The 15,960-nt window shown below is 66.7% G+C and carries 16 protein-coding genes; 4 read left to right on the top strand and 12 right to left on the bottom strand.

Annotated elements, in window-relative coordinates; translation table 11 throughout:
* Complete coding sequence (locus tag GE253_RS00995) at positions 1-171, bottom strand: hypothetical protein (protein WP_153202279.1); 171 nt, start codon at positions 169-171, stop codon at positions 1-3.
* The gene (locus GE253_RS26440; protein WP_173012430.1) at positions 168-3,908 is read right to left on the bottom strand and encodes an ATP-binding cassette domain-containing protein; all 3,741 of its coding nucleotides are present in this window, start codon (positions 3,906-3,908) and stop codon (positions 168-170) included. The genes GE253_RS00995 and GE253_RS26440 overlap by 4 nt, the downstream gene beginning before the upstream one ends.
* Positions 3,909-4,137: 229 nt before the next feature.
* Between GE253_RS26440 and GE253_RS01005 the strand changes: the two genes are divergently transcribed.
* From GE253_RS01005 to GE253_RS01015, 3 genes are read left to right on the top strand one after another with little or no spacing between them, the layout of a single operon-like run.
* Positions 4,138-4,446 carry a hypothetical protein gene (locus GE253_RS01005; RefSeq protein ID WP_153202281.1) on the top strand — a complete coding sequence of 103 codons (309 nt, stop codon included), beginning with the start codon at positions 4,138-4,140 and terminating at the stop codon, positions 4,444-4,446.
* A gap of 36 nt (positions 4,447-4,482) precedes the next feature.
* The gene (locus tag GE253_RS01010; RefSeq protein ID WP_153202282.1) at positions 4,483-4,758 is read left to right on the top strand and encodes a hypothetical protein; all 276 of its coding nucleotides are present in this window, start codon (positions 4,483-4,485) and stop codon (positions 4,756-4,758) included.
* Positions 4,755-5,708 carry a GNAT family N-acetyltransferase gene (locus GE253_RS01015; protein WP_153202283.1) on the top strand — a complete coding sequence of 318 codons (954 nt, stop codon included), beginning with the start codon at positions 4,755-4,757 and terminating at the stop codon, positions 5,706-5,708. Before GE253_RS01010 ends, GE253_RS01015 begins: the two co-directional genes overlap by 4 nt.
* Positions 5,709-5,820: 112 nt before the next feature.
* Here the strand turns inward: GE253_RS01015 and GE253_RS01020 are convergent, their stop codons facing one another.
* From GE253_RS01020 to GE253_RS01045, 6 genes are all read right to left on the bottom strand, one after another.
* Positions 5,821-6,240 (bottom strand): hypothetical protein, encoded by a 420-nt coding sequence (locus GE253_RS01020; RefSeq protein ID WP_153202284.1) that lies wholly within the window; start codon positions 6,238-6,240, stop codon positions 5,821-5,823.
* A gap of 74 nt (positions 6,241-6,314) precedes the next feature.
* Positions 6,315-8,240 (bottom strand): TonB-dependent receptor, encoded by a 1,926-nt coding sequence (locus tag GE253_RS01025; protein WP_153202285.1) that lies wholly within the window; start codon positions 8,238-8,240, stop codon positions 6,315-6,317.
* Between the two features lie 114 nt (positions 8,241-8,354).
* A complete protein-coding gene (locus GE253_RS01030; RefSeq protein ID WP_153202286.1) occupies positions 8,355-9,731 on the bottom strand; it encodes a cystathionine beta-synthase in 1,377 nt (458 codons plus the stop codon).
* Positions 9,732-9,810: 79 nt separating this feature from the next.
* A complete protein-coding gene (locus GE253_RS01035) occupies positions 9,811-10,455 on the bottom strand; it encodes an elongation factor P hydroxylase (RefSeq protein WP_153202287.1) in 645 nt (214 codons plus the stop codon).
* Between the two features lie 45 nt (positions 10,456-10,500).
* Positions 10,501-11,160, bottom strand: coding sequence for an aspartyl/asparaginyl beta-hydroxylase domain-containing protein (locus GE253_RS01040; RefSeq protein WP_153202288.1), 660 nt, complete (start codon positions 11,158-11,160; stop codon positions 10,501-10,503).
* A complete protein-coding gene (locus GE253_RS01045; RefSeq protein WP_247878420.1) occupies positions 11,153-11,671 on the bottom strand; it encodes a dihydrofolate reductase in 519 nt (172 codons plus the stop codon). The genes GE253_RS01040 and GE253_RS01045 overlap by 8 nt, the downstream gene beginning before the upstream one ends.
* A 102-nt stretch (positions 11,672-11,773) precedes the next feature.
* Here GE253_RS01045 and thyA point away from each other — a divergent pair, with 102 nt between their 5' ends.
* Positions 11,774-12,670, top strand: a complete 897-nt coding sequence (thyA, locus tag GE253_RS01050) for a thymidylate synthase (protein ID WP_153202289.1) — start codon at positions 11,774-11,776, stop codon at positions 12,668-12,670.
* 21 nt (positions 12,671-12,691) lie between these two features.
* Here the strand turns inward: thyA and GE253_RS01055 are convergent, their stop codons facing one another.
* Genes GE253_RS01055 through GE253_RS01070 form a run of 4 tightly spaced genes read right to left on the bottom strand, consistent with a single transcriptional unit; the run spans position 12,692 to position 15,952 of the window.
* Positions 12,692-14,020 carry a folylpolyglutamate synthase/dihydrofolate synthase family protein gene (locus tag GE253_RS01055; RefSeq protein WP_153202290.1) on the bottom strand — a complete coding sequence of 443 codons (1,329 nt, stop codon included), beginning with the start codon at positions 14,018-14,020 and terminating at the stop codon, positions 12,692-12,694.
* Complete coding sequence (gene accD, locus GE253_RS01060; protein ID WP_153202291.1) at positions 14,017-14,964, bottom strand: acetyl-CoA carboxylase, carboxyltransferase subunit beta; 948 nt, start codon at positions 14,962-14,964, stop codon at positions 14,017-14,019. Before accD ends, GE253_RS01055 begins: the two co-directional genes overlap by 4 nt.
* Positions 14,961-15,416 carry a hypothetical protein gene (locus GE253_RS01065; protein ID WP_153202292.1) on the bottom strand — a complete coding sequence of 152 codons (456 nt, stop codon included), beginning with the start codon at positions 15,414-15,416 and terminating at the stop codon, positions 14,961-14,963. Before GE253_RS01065 ends, accD begins: the two co-directional genes overlap by 4 nt.
* A complete protein-coding gene (locus GE253_RS01070) occupies positions 15,413-15,952 on the bottom strand; it encodes a hypothetical protein (protein WP_153202293.1) in 540 nt (179 codons plus the stop codon). Before GE253_RS01070 ends, GE253_RS01065 begins: the two co-directional genes overlap by 4 nt.
* Positions 15,953-15,960 lie beyond the last annotated feature (8 nt).

Below are 15,960 nucleotides of genomic sequence, written 5' to 3' on the forward strand. Positions count from 1 at the left end.
TCAGCCAAACCCAACCCATCCTATTCCCATTACCAGCAGCACCAACGCCGCCAGCAGCATTCCATGGCGCGGGCGGGCCAGCAGCAGCGGCTGATCCATCCGGTCCGGCGTGGTCAGCCGGTCCAGCGCCTGGGCGCGGAACAGGGGGCGTTTTTGGGGGGGATTGGTCATGGCACCAGCCTTCCAGCTTCCAGCCGCAACACCCGGTCGGCCAGGGCCAGACTTTCCGGCCGGTGGCTGACCAGCAGGCAGGCACAGCCGGCTTCCCGCAAGGCGGCCAGCACGCGCGCCTCCGTCGCCTGATCCAGCGCCGTTGTCGCCTCATCCAGGATCAACAGGCGGGGACGGGTCAACAGGCAGCGGGCGATATGCAGGCGCTGCACCTCCCCCGCGCCCAGCATCGCCTCCGACAGCAGGGATTGCAGCCCCATCGGCAGGGCCGCCACCATCTCCCACAGCCCCACCAGCCGCAGGACGGTTTCCAGCTCCTCCAGCGGGCGGGGATTATCGCCGGTCAGATGGTGGCGCACGGTGGCCAGCGGCAGGCGCATATCCTGTTCCACCACATCCATATGCCGCCGCAATGCAAACAGCCGCTGCGGGGTGCAGGGCGCGCCATCCACCCGCAAATCACCTTGATCAGGCATTTCCAGGCCCAGCAGCAGGCGCAGCAGGGTGGTCTTGCCGCCGCCGGACGGGCCCGTCAGCCCCACCACCTGGCCCGCCGCCAGCGACAGGCTGACACCCGTCAGCGCTGGGCGGGCGGCACCCGGATAGCGGAAATGCATGTCGGCCAGTTCCACCCGCCGCGGCGGCGGCAGGCTGCGATCATCGGCCAGACCGGCCTCTGGCACCGGGGTCAGCAGCGGGGCCGCCGCCTGCACCGCCGGCCCCAGCAGGGCCAGCCGCCACGCCGCCTCCACCACCAGCAGCGCGCCCGCCAGCGGTACGGCCATGCCGGGCGGGGCCAACCCCGCCAGCCCCAGCCCCGCCAGCCAGACCAGCGGGCGGCGTTGGGCCAAAACCAGCATCCGGGCCAGGGCTTGCTCTGTCCGCGTGCCCCAGCGGGCCAGCAAGCCAGCCCCGGCCCCCATCTGGCGCAGGGCGGGGAAATCCGCCAGACAGGCGGCCAGAAAATGCTGATCGCCGGCCATCTGCTGGCGCAGCCCCACCCAGCCCCGCGCCGTCAGCCAGCCCAGTGCTGCCACCGGGGGCAGCAAGGCCAGCATCCAGGCCCCGGAGAAGCCCCCCAACGCCAGCAGCGCCAGACCCAGCCCGCCGGCCCACAGCGCCGCCGGCCCCAGCGTCACGATATCATCCAGACTGTCCAGCCGCCCTTCCAGCACCGCCGCCGATTGCCGGTGCAGGAAGGCGGCGGGCAGGCGCAGTAGCCGGTACCACAGGGCCAGATGCACCCCGGCCAGCCCGCGCGCCAGCGCCCGGTCACGCAGGCCCCAGCCCCAGGCGAAGAACAACCCCGCCGCCGCCAGCAGGCATAGCCCCGGCCCCACCGGCACCCCGCCCGCGAGCAGCACCAGCCCGCCGGCCCCCAGCATGGCAGCAAACCCGGCCAGCCCCTCCCCACCGCCCAGGCGCAGGCCGGCCCAGGCGAGCGCAGCGGCACCGCCGCGCAGCTCCACCAAGGGCAGCACGGCCACCGCCTCCCCCGGCAGGTCGGTGGGCAGCGCTTGCCGCTTTCCCCCCGCACCCAGCAGGCGATAGCCCCCCAACGGGTGCGCCACCAGGGCCCGCGCCGCGCCATCCGGCATCGCCATCAACAGGGGCGGGCCATCCAGCCTCTGCCATGGGCCGGTCAAGCGTACCCGGCGCAGCAGCAGGCCGGCATCGCGGGCCAGATCGTCCAGCTCCCCCGCCCCTACCGGGGCGGTTCGGCCCAAATGGCGGGCCACCCGCGCCAGGGCCGCCGCCAGGGCGGGTTCGGCGGGGGCGGGCTGCAAGGGCGGCAGGGCGGAAACCGGCGGGTTTGCAACCGGCGGCCCGGCTTCATCCGTCAGCGGCTGCCAGGGTTGCAGCCCCTGTGCTGTCAGTTCCCAGGCGGTATCACCGCCGGCCAGCGTGGCGGCGCGGTGGCTGATCACCAGCACGGTCAGCCCCACCCCCGCCAGATTGGCACGGATGCGGCGTTCCAGCGCCAGATCCAGACTGTCGAACAAACCATCCAGCACCAGCAGGCCCGGCCGGTGCAGCAGGGCACGGGCCAGGATCAGCCGCCGCCGCTCCCCGCCGCTGAAACCGGGGGCTCCCTGCTCAACAAGCTGGTCCAGCCCGCCGCGCGCCTGCACCAGGGTCCAGGCCTCCGCCAGCCGCAGGGCATTTTCAACCGCTTCTTCGGGGATAGTGGCGTTCCACAGGGTCAGATTGTCCCGCAGGCTGCCGGCCAGGAAGGGGCTGGCCGCATCGATGATCAGCCGGCGTTCCGGCCCGGCAATCTGCCCTTGCCAGGGCTGCATCTGGCCGGCCAGCAGCCGGCCCAGGCTGCTGCACCCGGCCCCCGGCCCACCGGTCAGCCCCCCCTGCGCCCCCGGCGGGATCACCAGATCAATCCCACGGAACAGCGGGGTGGCCCCTGGTCGGTGGCCGAAGGCGAGACCCGTCGCCGTCAGGCCGGGTTGAAGGGTCGGCGGGGCCGTTGCCCCTGCTACCGCCGGGGTGGCCGACAGATCGGCAATAGCCGCCAGCTCATCGGCCCAGCCACCCAGATCATCGGCCACCTGCACCAGCCGCAGCAGCGCCAGCGCCGGCAACAGACCCAGCGCCACGGCCTCCGTGCCGCCCGCCAAATGCACCGCCCCCAGCATCAGCAGCGGGGCCAGCAGCGGCGGCAAGGTGCGCCAGGAAACGCGCTGGCGGGCGCTGATCCGCTGGGCCATGCCGGCGGCCAGGGTGGCGAGCCGCTGACGCAGCCGCCCGGCCAGTTTCAAGGGCGTGATATGGATCAGGCTATCCGCCGGCAGCATCACCATGCCCCGGCCGAACCGCCGCAGCACCCGCCCCGGTGCCAGACGGGAGAGCTGCGCCCAAGCCAGCAGCCCCAGCGTGGCCAGGAACCCCACCACCGCCAGCGCCGCCGCAGCCGGGGCCTGCTGACAAAGCAGGACCAGCGGCAGCAGTGCCCCCAGCCCATCCAGCAGCGCCACCCCCGCCACCCCTGCCAACCGCTGGGCCAGCCGGTCGGGCGCTTCCATCTGCTGGGCCAGCAGCGGCGGCAGGCGATAGGTGAAGAAGCGGGCGGGTTGTTCCGCCAGTCGTCGGATCAGCGTTGCCCGCGTGGCCGCCGCCGCCCTTGCCCCGGCATGGCGCAGCAGGCCAAGGCGCAGCCACAGCAAGCCCAGACCGGGCAGCAGCCAGCCGGGGGCCGCCCCGGCCACCGCCCAGCCCAGCGCCGCCCACCCCGCCAGCGTCAACAGCAATGCCAGCAGCAGCCAGCCGCGCACGGGCGCCAGCCAGCCCCACAATCCGCGCGCCCAGCCGGGCGGTGGCGGGGCGGTCGCTGGCAGATCGGGGCCGGGGCGGATGCATTGCACGATGCCGGTGAAACGATCGTCAAACTCTGCCCGGTCCAGGGATAGCGGCCCCTGCGCTGGATCGCAGACCCGCACCCGGTCAGCCTCCACCCCCTCCACCACCACGGCATGGTTGAAATCCAGCTGCACCAGCAGGGGGAAGCCCAGCGCCGCCAGCCCGTCTCCATCACGCGAATAGCTTTGCACCGTGAAGCCCAAACGCCGCGCGGTGGCAGCGATGGTGGCCAGCGTGCAGCCATCGCGCGACACGCCAGTTTCCTGGCGCAGCCGTTCCATCGGCACCGGCTGGCCATAATGGGCCAGGATCATGGCCAGGGCGGCCACGGCGCATTCGCTGTCCTGGCGCTGCCGGATGGGCGGCACCCGCACGCAATACCTGAACCAATGCCGCCAGCCCCGCCCCATGGTCCGCCACAATCCCCCACCCATCCGCGATGGTGATAGGCGGATGCGGGCGGCTTGTCGATCTGCCGGGCGGGCGCGCTACGCCCGCGCATAGTGATTTGCCGGGCAGGCAAACCCACCCCTGGTTGGCGGGGTCGGGGCCGCCGCTGCATCCTGTCCGTCAGAACATCAAATCGGAACCCCTGACATGACCGACCTTGCCCGCCTGGAAGCCGCCATCCGCGCCGATGCCGGCCTGTTCGCCCAATTGAGCGCCAGTGCTGAGGACAAGGCCGCCTTGCTGGCCGCCATCCAGGCGCAATCCATCCGCCTGGGCCTGACCGTACCGGCGGCGGACATCAGCGCCCGGCTGGACAGCCTGATCGACGCTGCCGCCAACGATGAGTTGAGCGATGATGAGTTGGAACTGGTCGCCGCCGGTACCAGCAGCAACATCAAAGGCCCAACCGACATGAGCGGCAGTGAGAGAAAGACGCGGATACCCTCTGTCGGTTAAACCCATGATGGGAAACAGGGGCAAGGGGATGGGTGAATGACCGAGGAAGTGCTGGTCGCCTTTTATCGCCAGATCCGGGAAAATGACGCGCTGATGCGCCGCCTGTTCGCCTGCCCGGATGATGCGGCCCTGATCGCCGCCGTGCTGCGGGAGGCGGCGGCCAGCGGCCTTTCCATCCAGCCCGCCGATGTGGAACTGGTGTTAAGCGACCTCACCTCCTTCATCGCCATCGCCAATGATGATGAGCTGACGGATCACGAGCTGGAACTGGTCTCTGCCGGGGGCAGCCAGTACGGCCAGGGTAAACAGTGACAGGGCCTGCCGGGGTGCGCCTCACCCACTGGCCGGCACCGGATATGGCCGGTGCCCTGGCCGGCTTTGCCGCGCTGACCTATCCCCGATATCGCCCCGTGCTGCTGGAAAACCTGATCGGGCCACAGCCGACGGGCACCCCCATCGCCGGCAATTGCTTTGCCGTCACCGCCCATGCCGGCGACATGCCGGCCGGGCTGGCCCTGGTGGAAGGCATGTGGGAGGGCGAGGCGCGGCTGCTGTCCATCATGGTGGCCCCTTCGCTGCGCCGGCATGGCATCGGTCTGGCCCTGCTGGACGGGGTGGCGGGGATGGCCGGCGATGCTGGTTTCACCCGGCTTTATTGTTTCCACAATAACCGGATGCGCGATGTGCCGGCATTTGCGGCGCTGTTGCGCCGCGCCGGCTGGTCCGCACCGGCGCTGGCGGAAATCCGCCTCACGGGCCCCGCCGGCTTCACCAATGCCATCCGCCCGCACTGGCAAGCCCTGTTCGATCGGCAGGACCGCGATGGATACAGCCACAGCCTGTGGGCCGACCGTACCCAGGCCGACCGGGATGAACTGGCCGCCTTGCATGAAAGCGGGCAGGTGGAGGAACGGCTGACCCTGCAGGACTGGATGCTGTCGCACGCCGACCCGGAGGTCAGCCTGCTGCTGCGCCACCATGGCCGGGTGGTGGGCTGGATCATCGGGGAACGGAACCGGCAGTTGGACTGCATCCATTACACATCCGGTTTCACCATCGCCCCCTTGCGCCGCTGCGGCTGGATGATCCGCGGTCTCTATGAAGCAGCGGCACTGCAGGCCCGGCACTACGGGCCGGACCACCCGGCCCGGTTTGAAACCTTCAACGGCAATGACGGTATGATGCGCCTGATGGCCGAGCGGCTGGCCCCCTATGCCAGCGAACAGGATTGCCGCTTCCGCAGTGAGCGGGTGATTGGGTGACCGGCGGCGAACCATACCAGGGGAGGGGTGGATCACGCCACCTGGAGGCCATTGCCCGGAACATGTTGCCGGTCACAGGCACGCCCCTGCACCAACTGATCGGGTCATCCGATCATATCGGCAACAGAACCGGCGACATCTGCAGCCCGATGGGGGAGAAGAGCCGGGCCTGGGCATCGGAACAGACAAGGTGCAGCCGCAGGTCGAAGGCCCGTGCCAGCTTGGATAGATAGTATTTTTCCAGATCATGGATGATCTGGTCGCTGACATGCACGGCGAACAGCACCGTATCGCCGTGCACCGTCAGGTTATAGGAGCGCAGGGCATTATTCATGGCATGGTTGGAGAGAATGATCTCCGTATTCTTGCCGACAATGCTGGGCACCTCCGCACAGACACGCACGGTGCCCAGCAATTCATAGGCGCAGCGCCATTCCCGCCCGCCCTCCGACCAGAGCGTATCGAAGCGCTTCACCTTGGCGCCGGCGATCTCCACATGGGCATGGTCCAAATCGGCGGGGATATCGATCATCTGCTGGCTCCGACATGCTGGGGAAACAATTACCCCAGCATATGACGGATCGACAGCCGATGCTTTGACGAAGATCAGAAGCGGGTGCTGAGCGCGACGCGCCACGCCCGGCGATCAATGGCGCTATATTCACCATCATCCACCACCTCCCAGCCATCCGCGTTGAACAGGTTCAACAATTGGGCGCGCAGGGTGGCATCCTGGCCGAGCAAAGCCAGTTCCTGGCGCAGCCCCAGATCAACCACCGTGATGGCCGGCGCATCGGCCAGATTGTCCCGCCGGGCCGTGGTGGCCCCGCGATGATCAATGACCAGATCAAGCGAGCCGCCTTCCCATCCCGGTGGGGTGTAATCCAGGCTGGCCTGCCAATGGAGCCGGCGTTGCCCCACCGGGCGATGCCCGATCAGCCCTTCCCTCACCTCCGGCCCTGTCACCACCGGGTCCAGCAGCACCGCCCCCAGCACCAGCGACAGGTCCGGCAGCGGCTGGCCGGTCAGGGAGGCCTCCAGCCCCCGGTGCCGCACCTCCCCCAGGAAGCCATAGCGATCTTCCCGATCCAACCCGGCATAGGGACGGCGGACATCGAACAGCGAGCTGGTCAGGTTCAACGGCCCCAATGGCAGCTTCACCCCCAATTCGCGCTGGGTGGTCAGTACCGCCGGCAGCAGGCTGTTGCGGTTGATCGCCGTTATCGGCGGTGATCCCGCCTCCTCCAGCCCCCTGGCATAGCTGGCATAGGCGGTGACATCGCCATCGAAGCGCCAGGCCACCAGCGCGTTGTAAAGCCAGGGATCGGAGCTGCCACGCGCCGGGGCATCGGCACCGTTGCGGGATTTTTTGCGATAGCGCGCCTTCTGCACACCGACACTCGTATCCAGCCGCCCCGCCCATTCCAGCCGCCAGGTAACACCGCCCGCCCATTGCCGCACCTGATCGCGCGATTGCGGCTGGTCGAACAGCAGATCGGGCTCAGGCACATCCCGCACCTCATCCACCCGCCAGGGGCCCAGCGCTACCTCCACCTCCCCGCCCGACCGTTCGCGGCTGGACAGGCCGCGCAGGCTGGCGGTCAGGGTCTGACGGGCCGTCTGGCCGGACCAGCCATAGGAAAGCTGACTTTCCCCCGACCAGACGGCATTCTGCGTTGGCGGGAACATCAGCACCCACATGTCACCCTGCCCCGTGGCATCAATGCCGTCCAGCAGGGCAAAGGCGTCCATGCCCACCTTGTGGCGGGAATGGAACAGGCCGCTGCGCAGTGCCAGACCGTCGGCCAGCGCGGCATCGACGATCAGCCCCAGGTTACGGCTGTCAAAATCATAATCGGCCCAGCGCTGACCGATGAAGCGCGAACGCCGGATGCGGGGCGGCAATGTCCCGTCCAGCGGCAGCAGGGTGGGCGTCGCCTCCTCATCCCGACCCCATTCCATATCCAGCAGGCCGGTAATGGTCAGCCGGTCGGACGGGCGCCAGCGGGGAATGAAGGCCGCCGTGAGATAGCGGGCATCATTGCCGGCCTGGCCATTATCATCCGGGTACAGCCCCACCCCGCTGGCCAGCGTCCAGACACCATCCGGGCTGGCCAGATCACCGTCCAGTTCCAGATAGGGGGACAGGTAAGGATCAAGGGCAAGGGTGGCGTTCAAGCCATTGGCCTGTCCCGGATCGCGCAAGGTCAAATCAGCAACGCCCGAGGGGGCGGGAAAAAGCTGGCCGATATTGCCCAGCCCCACCCGGATGCTGGTGCTGTCCACCGCCCGGTCGGTCAGGGCCCCAGCCGGGCGAAAGAACAAACCTTCCAGACGGATATTCCCGGCCACGTCCGGGCTGAAACCCCGCACCGCCGATTGCGAATAAAGCCCGATGGATTCCGTCCCAACCCGCAGGCCAAAGGCATCGGCCGCCTGCCGGACGACATTGCCCGCCGGCTCAGCGGCCAGGGCCTGGGTGCCGGCCAGGGTCGACAGGAACAGGGCGGCGGATCGGAGGGGGCGGCGCATGACGGGGCTTCTTGCTTGATTGTTTGCGTCGGCAAACTACCCAACACCAAACCCATCCGCAATCGGATATGTTTCGCATATCAAGGTATTTGCAAGAAGCCCGCCTGCCCTCCCCTACTTCATCTGCCGGCGCAGATGGTTCAGCATGTCCACCCGGGTCAACAGGCCCAGGAACCGGTCGCCATCCATGATGATGGCCACCAGATTGCGGTCGAACAGCCGGGTCAGTTCGGCCATCGGTGCGGTGACGGGCAGCGTTTCCAGCCGGTTGACCATGGCGGTATAGACCTTGTCGCGGAAGCGGGCCGGGTCTTTTTCCACATGCAGCAGCAGGTCGCTTTCATCCAGAATGCCGATGACGCGCGTGCCCTCCATCACCGGCAATTGCGAGACATCGCTGATCCGCATCCGCTTATAGGCGGTCAGCAGCGTGTCTTCCGGCCCCACCGTCACCACCTGCCCCTTGTCATAGCGGCGGGTCATCAGGTCGCGCAGGTCATTGTGGCGGTCGCGGGGGGTGAAGCCCTGGTCTTCCATCCAGGCATCGTTGAACATTTTCGACAGGTACTTGTTGCCCGTGTCGCAGACAAAGGTGACGACGCGCTTTCTCTCCGTCTGATCCCGGCAATATTTCAGCGCGGCGGCCAGCAGGGTGCCGCTGGAGGAACCGGCCAGGATGCCTTCCTTGCGCAGCAGGTCGCGCGCCGCGTTCAGGCTTTCCGTGTCGGTGACGGTATAGGCGGCCCGGGCGTGCTGCAGGTCGCAATTGGGAGGAACGAAATCCTCCCCCACCCCTTCCACCACCCAGCTTCCGGGCTCCCCATGTGTCCCCTTGTTCACCAGATCGGCGATGATGGAGCCGGCGGGATCGGCGATCACCATCTGCGTCTTGGGGCTGGCCGCCGCGAAGAAGCGGCCCAGCCCGGTGAAGGTGCCGCCGGAGCCCACCCCCACCACCACGGCATCAATATCGCCGCCCATCTGCTGCAGCATTTCCGGCCCCGTCCAATCGGCATGGGCCTGGGGGTTGGCCGGGTTGGCGAACTGGTTGACATAGAAGGCACCGGGGATTTCGCTGGCCAGCCGTTCGGCAATATCCTGATAATAGGCCGGGTGGCCCTTGCCCACGTCCGACCGGGTGATGTGGATTTCCGCACCCAGGGCCCGCAGATGGTTGATCTTCTCCACCGCCATCTTGTCCGGGATCACCAGGATCAGGCGGTAACCCTTGGCGGCGCAGACCAGCGCCAGCCCCAGGCCGGTATTGCCGGCCGTCGCCTCAATCACCGTGCCGCCGGGTTTCAGCCGCCCGTCAGCCTCTGCCGCCTCAATCATGCGCAGGCCGATACGGTCCTTGATGGAACCGCCGGGATTCTGATTTTCCAGCTTCAGATACAGCTCACACGGGCCGGTATCGAAGCGGGTCAGCCGGATGATCGGCGTATTGCCGATCATGGACAGGATGGCCGGACCCTTGGTGCTGGCATTCATGCTTGTCCTCCCTGGACGTTCTTTCACATCAGGGAACAACCAAAAAGGCCGGTCGGCAAGGGCCGCTGGAAATGCGCAATCAAGCTGCGGCGCGAACCGCACCGGTGACAGATTCGGGCGGGAAAGGCCGCCCGTCGGCATCTATCAAACCCCGGCGGTGCAGCAATTCGACATGGCTGATGAAATTGCCGGCGCACCCCGCCGGGCGTTCCCAGCCTTCCAGCCAGTTCTGTTCCAGAAAGGCCAGGATGGCCGGTTGGGCCAACTCCACCTCCCACAGGATGCCCAGCAGGGAGGATAGCGCCTCTTCCTCAATCTGGGTCTCCTTATCCACGGCGATGGCGCGGTTGGCCTCCTCCACCCGGCCCGATTCCGGGCCGGCGCCGAGGCCGAAATCGATCATGCCGCGCCGCTCCGGCGGGGCCACCAGCCAATGCGCCACCTCATGGATCAGCACATAGGCCTCTGACCGGGTGCGGATGGACTGCCCGTCATAGGAGAAGGCTTCCATCGGTTCCGCATCAATGGTGCCGATGCCGAAATCCTGCGCCAGCTTCACCCCCGCCGCCCGGTGTGCCGGCGTATCCACGCCCAGCGGCACCAGATCCAGCGTCGCTGCGATCCGCTCGAACACGGCCAGGGCCAAGCTGTCGGGTGACAGATGGGCGCGAAGACTGGCCAGGGCCTGGGGCAGGATATCGTCGGGGATGGGGGTCAGTTGCATGATGACAAAGGCTTCAGCGGCAAGGGAACAGTATCGGGGACTATTCTAGCTGTTTCGGGCCGCCAACAGGGCATTGATACCTTCCTGCGCCCGGTATTGCCGCCCAGCGGCATCTGCATAGAGTGCGGGCGGGAACAATGAACGCACCATATCATTGGTGCTGACATCCACCGCAATGACCAGCCGGTCCAGATCGGATGGGTTCTCTACTTGATGGGGTTGGGAGAAATCCCCCGTCCACAAAGTGCCGGCGGGAAAGGCCAGCCTCTCATGCCCGATCCAGGTGAAAGCCTCATCCGGCACCTGTACCGCCAGCAGCAAGCGGGCGAAGGACAGGTGCAGCGCCTGGTTATCATAATGCCAACGCAGATAACCGCCCGCCGGCTGGCGGATGATATGGCATCCCTCCACCTGCAAGCCCGGCAGGGACAGCACCGCCGTTTCCAGCAGGGGCAGATGATCCAGCGCCGGCATACGTAGCAGGCGCTTGTTATCGCCATAGGCGCCGGGATTTTGCAGCAGGGGGATCGCCGTCCAGTCGCCATCCTCGCTGCCATAGCGGTTGCGCGCTTCCGGCGGGGTAGCGGCGATGGCGGCCATGGTCTGGCGGTGCAGTTCGGCCGCATCCAGACGAATGCTGGAGGCGGCCGCCAGCAGCAGGCCGCTCTCCACCGTCAAAAACTGCCAGGGCAGCAGTTCAGCCATTGCGTTTGCGCATCTTGTGAAAGCGCATGACGCGGAAGGCCGGGCGGCCTTCCTCCGGGTTCTGGGTGCCCAGTTCCTCCCCCAGATAGCCGGTACGGTCAAATGCCGGGAAGAACGTATCCCCTTCCGGCGTGGCGGCGATCTCGGTCAGGTAAACCCGGTCGGCGATGGGCAGGAAGGCGGCGTAAATCTGCGCCCCGCCAATCACCATGATCTCCTGCCCGCCGGCCTCTTCCGCCAGTTGCCTGGCTTTGGCAATGGCGCTGTCCATATCATGGGCGACGATGGCGCCCTCGGCCTGAAACGCCTCGTCCTTGGTCAGCACGATATGCGGGCGACCGGGCAGCGGCTTACCGCCGAAACTGTCCCAGGTCTTGCGGCCCATGATCATCGGCTTGCCCATGGTGACCTGTTTGAAGAAGCGCAGGTCGCTGGGCAGCTTCCAGGGCATCCGGCCCTGATGGCCGATAACCCCGTTGCGGGCGACGGCGGCGATCACGGTAATCAACAAGACAGCTTCTCCAAGATGCAGGCGTGACGGGGTGACATTAGCGATGGGCCGCGTTAATGAACAGGTCTTGCTGCATATCGCTGCCAACGGAACCGACCTTCAATGCGCCATCCCGAATATCAGTATCTCGACCTGATGGCCCATATCCTGGAAAAGGGCGACCGCCGGGTGGACCGCACCGGTGTCGGCACCCTGTCCAGCTTCGGCGCCATGGTCCGGTTCGACCTGTCGGACGGTACCGCCCCCATCCTGACCACCAAGCGGGTCTATTGGAAGATGGCGGTGAAGGAGATGCTGTGGTTCCTGACCGGCGGCACCAATATCCAGCCGCTGCTGCGGGAAAAGGTGACGATCTGGACCGACTGGCCGCTGGCGGCCTATCGCCGCGCCACGGGGGAGGAAATCTCCCAGGTCGATTTCGAACGCCGCATTGTCGAAGATGATGAGTTCGCCGCCCGCTGGGGTGAACTCGGCCCCGTCTATGGCAAGCAATGGCGGCGCTGGCTGGGGCCGGATGGGCGTGAACATGACCAGATTGCGGCCCTGATCCACGGGCTGAAACAGACCCCCGCCAGCCGCCGCCTGCTGTTCCATGCTTGGAACGTGCCGGATGTGCCGGACATGGCCCTGCCGCCCTGCCACATGGTCTATCAGTATCATGTGACGACAGATGGCAAGCTGAACAGCCTGATGTTCCAACGCTCCTGCGATCTGCTGCTGGGCGCGCCCTTCAACTTCACCGGGGCGGTGGCCCTGCAATTGATGCTGGCGCAGCAGGCAGGTTTGCAGCCGGGTGAGTTTGTCTGGATGGGCGGGGATGTGCATCTCTACCTGAACCATCTGGACCCGGCGCGCGAACAGCTCAGCCGTGCCCCCCGCCCCTTCCCCCGCCTGTCGCTGGCGCGCAAGGCGGACAGCATTGATGGCTACCGGATCGATGATTTCGTGCTGGAGGGCTATGACCCGCACCCGCCGATCAAGGCGGATGTGGCGGTGTGATCCGGGCGGGCGAAAGCCGCCCTACCCGTTCTGCGCCAGCACCGTCCCGGCCAGATAAAGCGAGCCGCAGATCAGCAGCCGGGCTGGTGGTTCCCCTGCCCCCAGGGCGGTCAGTTCCGCCACCGCACCGGCTACATCCTGACAGGATGATGCCTCTATCCCTGCCTGCCGGGCCAGAGCGGCGGCATCCTCTGCTGTCACGCTGGCAGCCTCCCCCGGAATGGCCACGGCGCGCAGGCGGCGCACGTAAGGGGCCAGCGGGGCCAGGAAATCCAGCGGGCGCTTGCTGCCCAACATGCCGAAGATCAGGTCCAGCTTGCGGCCATCGGCGGTCCAGGCGGCCAGATGGCGGGCCAGCACCTGGCCGGCACTGTCATTATGGCCGCCATCCAGGTGCAGTTCCCACCTCACCGGCAGCAGTTCCACCAGCGGCCCCCGGTGCAGGCGCTGCAGTCGCGCCGGCCATTGCACCGCCGCCACCCCCCGGCGGATGGCCGCATCGGGAATGGCAAAGGGCAGATGCCGGGTGGCGGCAATGGCCGTGCCGGCATTGTCGATCTGGTGCGCCCCCGGCAGGCCCGGCAGGGGCAGGTCCAGGGTGCCGTGACGATCGCTATAACGCCAGCCATCGGCGCCCAGCGCTTCCGCCCGCCAGTCCCGCCCCGCCAGCGACAGCAGCGCCCCGGCAGCGTCAGCACTGGCCTGAAAAACACCGGTCACCGCCGGATCGGCCTGCGGCCCCGCCACCGCCGGACAGCCGGGCTTAATGATGCCCGCCTTCTCCGCCGCGATGGCCTCAATCGTCTCCCCCAGGAACTGCATATGGTCCATGGAGATGCGGGTCAGCACAGAGACGGCGGGCGCCTGGATGACATTGGTGGCATCCAGGCGTCCGCCCAACCCCACCTCCAGCAGCAGCAGGTCCGCCGGTGCCTCGGCAAAGGCCAGGAAGGCGGCGGCGGTGGTGATCTCAAAAAAAGTGATCGGATCGCCGCCATTGACCTGCTCGATCCTCTCCAGCAGGTCGGCCAGCCGGTCATCGGCGATGAAGCGGCCGGCCAGCCGGATACGCTCGTGAAAATGCACCAGATGCGGAGAAGTATAGACATGCACCCGTTTGCCCGCAGCCTCCGCCATGGCGCGCAGGAAGGCGACGGTGCTGCCCTTGCCGTTGGTGCCGGCCACATGCACGATGGGCGGCAACCGGCGTTCCGGGTTGCCCAGCTTGGCCAGCAGCCCCTCGATCCGGCCCAGCGACAGGTCGATCACCTTGGGGTGCAGGAGACGCATCCGCTCCAGCACCGCCTCCAGCCGGGGGGAGCCCGGCACGATGGGGGCGGCCTTGATCATCGCGCGCCGGCACCACCCTTGATGCTGACCGGCTTGCGGGACGGCCCGCCACGATCCGGCCCATCGCCGCGCGGCATCCGCACGATCTCCGCCCCCGGCCCCGGCCGGCGCAGCAGATCGATGACGCGGGCCAGGGTTTCCCGCAGCTCCTTGCGATGCACCACCATGTCAACCATGCCATGGTCCAGCAGATATTCGGAGCGCTGGAACCCTTCCGGCAGCGTTTCCCGGATGGTGCTTTCAATGACGCGGGCACCGGCGAAACCGATCTGGGCACCCGGCTCCGCCATATGGATGTCGCCCAGCATGGCGAAGCTGGCCGTCACGCCACCGGTGGTGGGATCGGTCAGCACCACGATATAGGGCAGGCCGGCTTCCTTCACCATTTCCACGGCGATGATGGTGCGCGGCATCTGCATCAGCGACAGGATGGCTTCCTGCATCCGCGCGCCACCCGATGCCGGGATGGCGATCAAGGGCACCTGTTGCAGCACGGCCAGCTTGGCGGCGGCCAACAGCCCCTCACCCACCGCCATCCCCATGGAACCACCCATGAAGTTAAAGTCGAACACGGCCGCCACGGCCCCCTGGCCGTCGATCTTGCCATGGGCGACGACGATGGCGTCCTGCCGGTTGGTCTTGGACTGGGCTTCCTTCAGCCGGTCGGTATAGCGCTTCTGGTCGCGGAACTTCAGCGGATCGACCAGCACCTTCGGCAGCTCAATCACCTGATAGCCCGGATCGAACAGCATCTTCAGCCGGCGGGCCGGGTCCAGCCGCATATGGTGGCCGCAATGCTGGCAGACATGCAGGTTCTCTTCCAGATCACGATGGAAGATCATCGCGCCGCAGGAGGGGCACTTGTGCCAAAGATTGTCCGGAACCTCCTTCTTCGCAACGAGGGCCTGGATCTTGGGTTTGACGAAGTTGGTCAGCCAGTTCATGGGATACCTTCAAGGCGGGAGAGTATCCCGCTGAGTTTGGCCGCAATCGCGGGCACATTCGGCTTGGTTTCAGCAAACCTGCCGTGGGCAATGGCGTTGCGGTCCTTATAGAGCTCTTGGATGTCTCGGTAATCCGAACCACCCTTGTCCGTCAATAAGGCGACGTGGTTCAGGAAGTATAAGCCGTCATGACTGACCACATCCCACGCCCGCCTTTCGGGGCCTTGCGCCTGACAACGCATTGCACTGATTACCTGCTGGGAGCGCGCTTTGATGGCCGCTTCGAACCGGGCGAACAGCAGGAAGCAATAAGCATTGTCATTCACTTCCGACATCAGGTTCAGTTCCTGAAGGCGAGTGTCATCGCCTGCATCCAGGGCCTGCCGGATGTGATCGAACATCACCTGATCCGCCGTCGCATGTGCCAGCAGGATATCCGTGAACAGCGTCACTGAAGACGCCCCAGCAAGTCATGCAGCACATCCCGGGTGAAAGGGATGAGATGTTCGGGATCGCCGCGTCGGATCAGACGCCAATCCGGTTGCTCTGGGGTGCCGATATCCGCAATCGTGTCAAAAATCTTGTCCGACCGTATCCAGACCTGCCCCCGCGTGCCCACCACCCAACGCGCATCCGGCGTGATGGAAAGGGTGGCCTCGTGGCGGACAATACGCCCAGGCAAACCCTGCTGCACCATATGTTCGGTGCGCTGTTCCACCGGCAGGGGACGGACGGACTGGGTCACAAGCCGGTGGAGCAGCAAGGCGGGCAGCTCAACCGGCTTGCTCAGCCCGACCATCTGCATCTTGCGTTCGATCTTGGCGACGCTTCCCCGTTCGCACACGACACCGGGAAATGCCTCTGCCCACAGGCAGATATCCGCTATCAAGCGATCCAGCCGGGCTTTCCAGTCGGCCAGATCCGCCTCCACCAAAGCGCGTGTAGGCGGATCGGGCAGGTCGTCACCAATCTCGAACGCATAAACCATGGCATCAC

The sequence above is a fragment of the Niveispirillum sp. SYP-B3756 genome (genome assembly GCF_009495745.1).
GTDB lineage: Bacteria > Pseudomonadota > Alphaproteobacteria > Azospirillales > Azospirillaceae > Niveispirillum.